This window comes from uncultured Gimesia sp. (assembly GCF_937919775.1).
GTDB lineage: Bacteria > Planctomycetota > Planctomycetia > Planctomycetales > Planctomycetaceae > Gimesia.
The window spans coordinates 1-6,282 of record NZ_CALFPF010000593.1 but is presented as its reverse complement, the minus strand read 5'-3'; the positions used below and the strand labels follow the sequence as shown (position 1 = coordinate 6,282).

The following is a 6,282-nucleotide window of genomic DNA, read 5'->3' as shown; positions in this document are numbered from 1 at the left end:
TCTTTTTTCAGGAACAATGGTCACACCTGATATTCCGATGACAATCCCCGATGCTCTGTTTGAATCGATTTCCGGATTTACGACGACGGGAGCCTCCGTACTGAGAGAGCTGGAAGACCCGGCTTTGGTTCCCCGCTCGGTTCTGTTCTGGCGCAGTTTCACCCACTGCCTGGGAGGTATGGGAATCATCGTCTTGTTCGTCGCCATCTTGAGTCATCTGGGCGCAGGCGGAAAAGCTTTGATGAAACGTGAAGTCCCTGGTCCTACAAGTGAGGCTGTTCGACCGCGCGTGCGGGAATCGGCCATCGTGATGTGGAGCATTTATGTGGCTTTTACGTTAGTCCTGGCTCTGATTCTCTGGCTGGAAGGCATGAGTGTTTTTGATGCGTTTTGCCATAGTTTCGGTTCGATGGCGACGGGAGGTTTCAGTACACATAACGCGAGTGTCGGATACTTTAAAAGTCCGCTCATCGAATTTACGATCGCTCTGTTTATGATTATTGCCGGCACTAACTTTTCACTGTATTTTCTCTCATTAAAAAATATTCGTTCACAGAATCACTCATGGAAACACTATATCGCCCCCTTGCGAAATGATATTGAGTTTCGAACTTATCTGATCATTTTAGGCTCTGCGACTCTCTTTCTGACCTACAATTTATTGAGCAATCAGATTTACGATAACCTTCCTGAAGCCTTTCGCTATGCAGGCTTTCAAGCAGTTTCCATTATGACGACGACGGGATATGGGACCGGAGACTTCGACACCTGGAATGAATCTTCCAAAATGTTATTGCTGTTGCTGATGTTTGTCGGCGGTTGTGCCGGCTCGACAGCCGGTGGTATCAAAGTCATTCGCTTTGTGCTGTTTGGCAAAATTATCTGGCGCGAAATCGAAAAATCATTCCGCCCGAATGTCATCCGTCCTGTACGTCTCGGCTCGACGAATATTGAGCAAAGTATCCGAAACGATGTCACCGTTTATTTCAGTCTGGTATTGGTCATTTTTATCTTTAGTAGTCTGTTACTGACAGCGATTGAACCGAATACGGAATGGCGCTTGAACAAACCTGAGAAATTAATTGACTGCACCAGCGCCGTTGTCGCCACACTGAATAATATCGGGCCCGGCGTCGGAGAATTAGGGCCAACAGAAAACTACGCCGACTTTACACTGTCAGGTAAAATTATTTTAACCGTGCTCATGCTACTGGGCAGACTGGAACTCTTTGCCATTCTGGTACTGTTTGTGCCTTCCTTCTGGAAAAACTATTGACAGCAGAAAAAAAAGGAGCACCAGTCCCAACGAGACTCGTGCTCCAGACACTTTATCTGATCGACATCTTCGGATTAAAGTTTTTCCGGCTTTTGACCCGTTTTATACTTTTGGGATCCTTCTCCAGAATTGTTCGGCTCATAGTCTCCGACGAGGTCTGTCCTGGCTCCCTGTGGCGGAATTTTGTCTTCCATTCCGAGTGCCCATAAAATCCCATTCAAAGACAGCTTTCGCACGTTCGGATCTTTGAAATCAAATGGATGTGCGGTTGTTGTAAAGAACACTCGGCCTTTCGCTCCGTCTTCCCCTGCATAAGTCTTCGTCCAGGCGACGGGATTGCTCATCGGATACTTCTTCAGATTTCCCTGCTTCTCATGATTTGATTTCAGTGAATGCCCGGTCAAAAGGGGCTGACTGTCACCTGCCAGTTTGTGTCCGTCACTGCCGCCATCCACGTGATACAACCACGAATAGGCTTCATACGGCTCGACGCCTCTTAATATCGGATGATCTTTGGCTGCGTCATCAATTGTGACTTTCGTCAGATGTTCGTGTCCATCACCAAAATGACCATGATGCGTGATCCATTTTTGACCAACGAGATCCGCGATTTTTTTATCATTCCAGTCTTTGTAGGGACTTTTGGGATCCCGAAACAGAAACGCATGCGTCGCAGTTCGAAAGCCGACTACCGGTTTTCCGGATTTGACAAATTTCAAAATATGTTCAAACTGCTCTGGAGGCAGATCTCGAAACCGGGTAAACAAGACCATCAGATCAGCATCGTCCAACGCTTCCAGCCCGCTGATTGATTTCTGGTTTCCCGGGGCAATGTTCCCGTCTTCATCAAGCGAATAACAGACGGTTACATCAAAACCATAATCCCGCTTCAAAATTTTTGCCAGCATGGGCATGGATTCTTCAGAACGGTATTCATCATCGCCGGTCACGAAAACCACATGCGGTTTCTCGCCCGCCTGCGTTTGAGTCACAAACGTTGATCCCAGCAAAAACAAGGAAAAACAGATCTGGAAATAAGACAACAGTTTCATGAATACACCTGCCAGCGCTGAGGGCTTCTAATGCGTGAAGTATGACTGCTAACTTCAAATCAACCTCTATCGTATCGAATCAGGGGACCCGAAATCAATTGTTGAACGGGAGAACTCTTGACCTTGCCCCACAGATTCTGCATGCTGGAACCAACAGAAATCTGTGATATTCAATTTCAGTTATCAATTTGACTTCTTTTATAGAGTTTGTGAGCCACATGAAGAACGACATTCTGAGAACGCCCCTGATTTCAGGTCTCCTGCTGATGTTTGTGCTTTCTTTTGAGACAAACATGAATGCAGAAAACCCTCTGAAAATTCCCGCTGTTTCTGCGGAGAATATCCATCAACGAGGTAGTTATCAAAACAGCAAACAGAAATTTGAATCGGAAAAAACCGGGCATGTCGCCTTTCTGGGCGGTTCGATTACCGAAATGAACGGCTACCGCCCGATGGTCTGCGCGTTCCTGGAAAAAACGTTTCCGGAAACCAAATTCCAGTTCACGAATGCCGGCATCTCTTCAACCTGTTCGAATACCGGCGCTTTTCGCACGAGACGCGATGTATTGAGCCAGGGGCCCGTTGATCTGTTTTTTGTCGAATTTGCAGTCAACGATGACCAGGACGCCGGACATTCTGAAACAGCCGCCATTCGTGGTATGGAAGGCGTAATTGCACAAATCCGTCGACACAATCCCTATGCCGATATTGTGATGGTCCACTTCATAAATCCATCCATGCTGGAAACGATCCAACAGAAAAAGAAGCCGCTCTCCAGTTCCAGCCATGAACGCGTTGCCGCTCATTATGAGATTTCAACAATCGATCTGGCCAGTGAAGTCGCGCGGCTGATTGATGCAAAACAACTGACCTGGGAACAATTCGGTGGAACGCATCCGGCTCCTTTCGGAAACGCGATCTGTGCCGCGATGATTGATAAGCTGCTCACCAACGCCTGGCAGAAACAAGGCCCGCGTATGAAACACGCCTCTCCCCAGGAACCCCTCGATCCGTTCAGCTTTCGGAATGGTCGCTTGATCGAAATCAAAAATGCGAAGTTAAACTCGGGTTGGACGATCGAAGTCCCTGAGTGGGATTCCATCCCCGGGAGTAAACGCAGCCGCTTTACCAGCATTCCCATGCTGTGTGCCACAACAGCCGGAGCGGAACTGGAACTCGCTTTTGAAGGGACTGCACTCGGCGTCTTTACCGTAGCCGGACCCGACGCCGGAATTCTGGAAGTGAGTATTGATGCAGGGCCGTTTCAGCCATTCGACCTGTATCACAATTACAGCAAAGGTCTGCATTACCCGCGCTCGGTTGTCTTTGACAGCCAGTTAAAACCGGGCAAGCATCATGCGAAGATTCGCCTGAGTGAAAAGTCATCCGGTAAAGGGCACGCAGCGCGCATTATGTATTTTGTGGGCAACTGATCACAACAGAACTAAATCTAATCGAAATCGAGGCGAACATCAAACAGTTTCTGCCGATCGCCTCGATTACGAAAATCGTCCAGCATCGCTTTCATATCCGGACGCAGAAAATCATTAAACTTCTGCTTGCCCCCAATGCGCACTACGAGACGTTTCTCATAATCCACGATTTCCGGTGAGAGCCATAAGGTGTTGACCTTGCCTCCGGATTTGACATAGATCACATTTCCCTCTTTCACGCTGACATTTAACGAAACGGGTTTGGCCTGAATGCGATGATTACCGTTTACGACAACCGGCCGCATAATTTGAGCGGGAAAATTCTGGGTTCGCACCCAGTAAAAACGATTATCAATCGGACGCAGTATTTTCTCTTCGATCTCTTTCGGATACTTTAAACGTTGCTGCAGTTCCATCCAGTTAAACAGGTTGTGAATTTCTTCATAATAGTTCTCATAACCGCGGCCCTTGTACTCGGCATAAATCACATCATAACCATGACGCATCATGCGATTCACAACCAGTGAATTATGCTCCAGCGTATCGCGATCGAGTTCGCCTCCCACTATATACCACGGTAAGTCTTTTGCGTTTTCCCAATAGTGCAGATTAAACGCACTTGTTTTTCCAGCGATGGGTATCACACCGGCAAACAAATCGGGGTGAGACATGCCAATGTCAAATGCAGCATCGCCGCCCGTACCATGGCCAGCGAGAAAGACGCGATCGGAATCGACATTAAAGCGTTTCCGGGCATCGCGGATTGATTGAATCACCGCATAATGGGCCGTGACATTATCGTAATATTCCTCCTGATCTTTCTGCAGATACTCAGGAGCGATCACAATATAACCCCGACGTTGCGATTGACCGGGGCCCCCCTTGAACTTGCCCCACCAGCTCAACTCCGACTCAGCTGTCAGATGCGAAGGACGCAGTGCGACGATCATCGGATAGGTATGATGAGGGTTATATTCAATCGGTAGTAAAACCGAATAGGATACAGGTATTTCAGCATCCGGATCAGTTACCTGAATCGGAAATGCCTGAGCATTGTCTCGAACGGGAGCATCCAGTATCGGCGGCAAAAGCGGAATCATCTGTTTCACGACTGCGGTCGAAACGCCTTCCAGTTTCTTAAGCGATTCAATCTTGGACTCGCTCTGTTGTTCGTCCTCATCACGCAGGTATTCCAGCACTTGTGCCCGTGCGGTCCACAAATTCAAAGCGGCATCCAAGTCGGTAACCACATGGGCGGCCCCGACAATCCAGCCTGAATAAGCAATCGCCAGTTTTTCCCGGGCAGACAGCGAATTATCACTTTCCAGATTCAGAAAGGCAGAAACACGCCCCACAGATTCATAACTGAGTTGCGTGATGACTTCCCGACGATAGGCCTGCAGCAGATCTCTGGCAGGTTGATCTTTGATCTCTGCTTCCAGTTCTCCCAAACGGAATTGTGCTTTTTCGATCTCCTCACAGCGTTTGAGATAACCTTCTTCTACTTCGCGAATCTGCCTGAGAATCGCCTGGCTGACGTTATCTGTGGGAAACTTGGTAATCGCTTCCTGCGCCAACCGATGCTGACCGGCTTTGCGACGCTGCTGCAGTTCATCAAGTAACTGCTGACTGTGGAGTGTCCGTAAATCTTTCACAAACGCGACGATCTTCTCTTTATACTCAGGAAAATCCCGTTCGATGGCATCAAATGCTTCGGCGGCTGGCAGATACAGGCCTGCCTGAATATAAAACCGTGCGACAGCGATCCGCTCGTTGGGGTTAAGCGGATCAATCGCGCGTTTGAGCATTGCTTCCAGAACTTCTTCCTTCACGGAAGTCGTTCGAATTCCCAGATCCCACTGATGTTTTAACCCGGTGATTTTCAGGTAGCGCGGGGTAATTTCTGTCACTCCCTGCAGTAACGGCAGATTGCCTTTACTCGTTTTGAGCGTCACGGTGCGGCGGCCAAACTCATCGAAATCGGTGACATCAATGTAGGACCCCACTTCTTTCAGCATCTGTCCGCGGCCTGTCACCTGTTGTTTCACTAGGAATGTTTCCAGCAGGGAAAGATCCTCGTCATTGTTGAAACGCGAGACCATCCTGCGCGGCACGAAATAGCGGATGATCCCATTATCGACCATGATAATCGGGGCCGCCGGGTCCGGATCTTCAGGCCCTTTTCCCTGGATCCTGGCAGCCAAAACATCCGTCAGCCCTAAAATCGGAGCCAGCTCACCATGAATAATGGTGCCGTGTTTCAGTTCCACTTCCCCTGACCGGACGACGTTAACGGGAAATAGACTCTCCCCCATCAAGAGGAAGAACGCCACCAAAACGCTGCCTGTTCTTTTCAAACGGCAATGCGCGCGGCGATCTCGGGAAACGGATTCAGGAAATAATCGTACAGTCATACAGATTTCATCGACATACTGACTGTCGGAATTTGAGAAATAAAAGACCCCTCTAGTTTACCTACGCCTCTGGACCCCGTGCATTAGTAATATTTCAGGATAAATTA

General features: G+C 48.5%; 4 protein-coding genes. 2 read left to right on the top strand and 2 right to left on the bottom strand.

The features are described 5' to 3' along the window. Nucleotides 1-1,276: TrkH family potassium uptake protein (locus Q0294_RS17150; RefSeq protein WP_299467905.1), on the top strand; the 1,276-nt coding region annotated here is incomplete at its 5' end. A gap of 74 nt (nt 1,277-1,350) precedes the next feature. Here the strand turns inward: Q0294_RS17150 and Q0294_RS17145 are convergent. Further along, the gene (locus tag Q0294_RS17145) at nt 1,351-2,328 is read right to left on the bottom strand and encodes a ThuA domain-containing protein (protein ID WP_299467903.1); all 978 of its coding nucleotides are present in this window, start codon (nt 2,326-2,328) and stop codon (nt 1,351-1,353) included. 218 nt (nt 2,329-2,546) lie between these two features. Between Q0294_RS17145 and Q0294_RS17140 the strand changes: the two genes are divergently transcribed. Next, nucleotides 2,547-3,761 carry an SGNH/GDSL hydrolase family protein gene (locus tag Q0294_RS17140; RefSeq protein ID WP_299467901.1) on the top strand — a complete coding sequence of 405 codons (1,215 nt, stop codon included), beginning with the start codon at nt 2,547-2,549 and terminating at the stop codon, nt 3,759-3,761. A 17-nt stretch (nt 3,762-3,778) separates the two neighbouring features. Here Q0294_RS17140 and Q0294_RS17135 read toward each other — a convergent pair whose 3' ends face one another. Next, the gene (locus tag Q0294_RS17135) at nt 3,779-6,175 is read right to left on the bottom strand and encodes a hypothetical protein (protein ID WP_299467899.1); all 2,397 of its coding nucleotides are present in this window, start codon (nt 6,173-6,175) and stop codon (nt 3,779-3,781) included. Nucleotides 6,176-6,282: the final 107 nt, after the last annotated feature.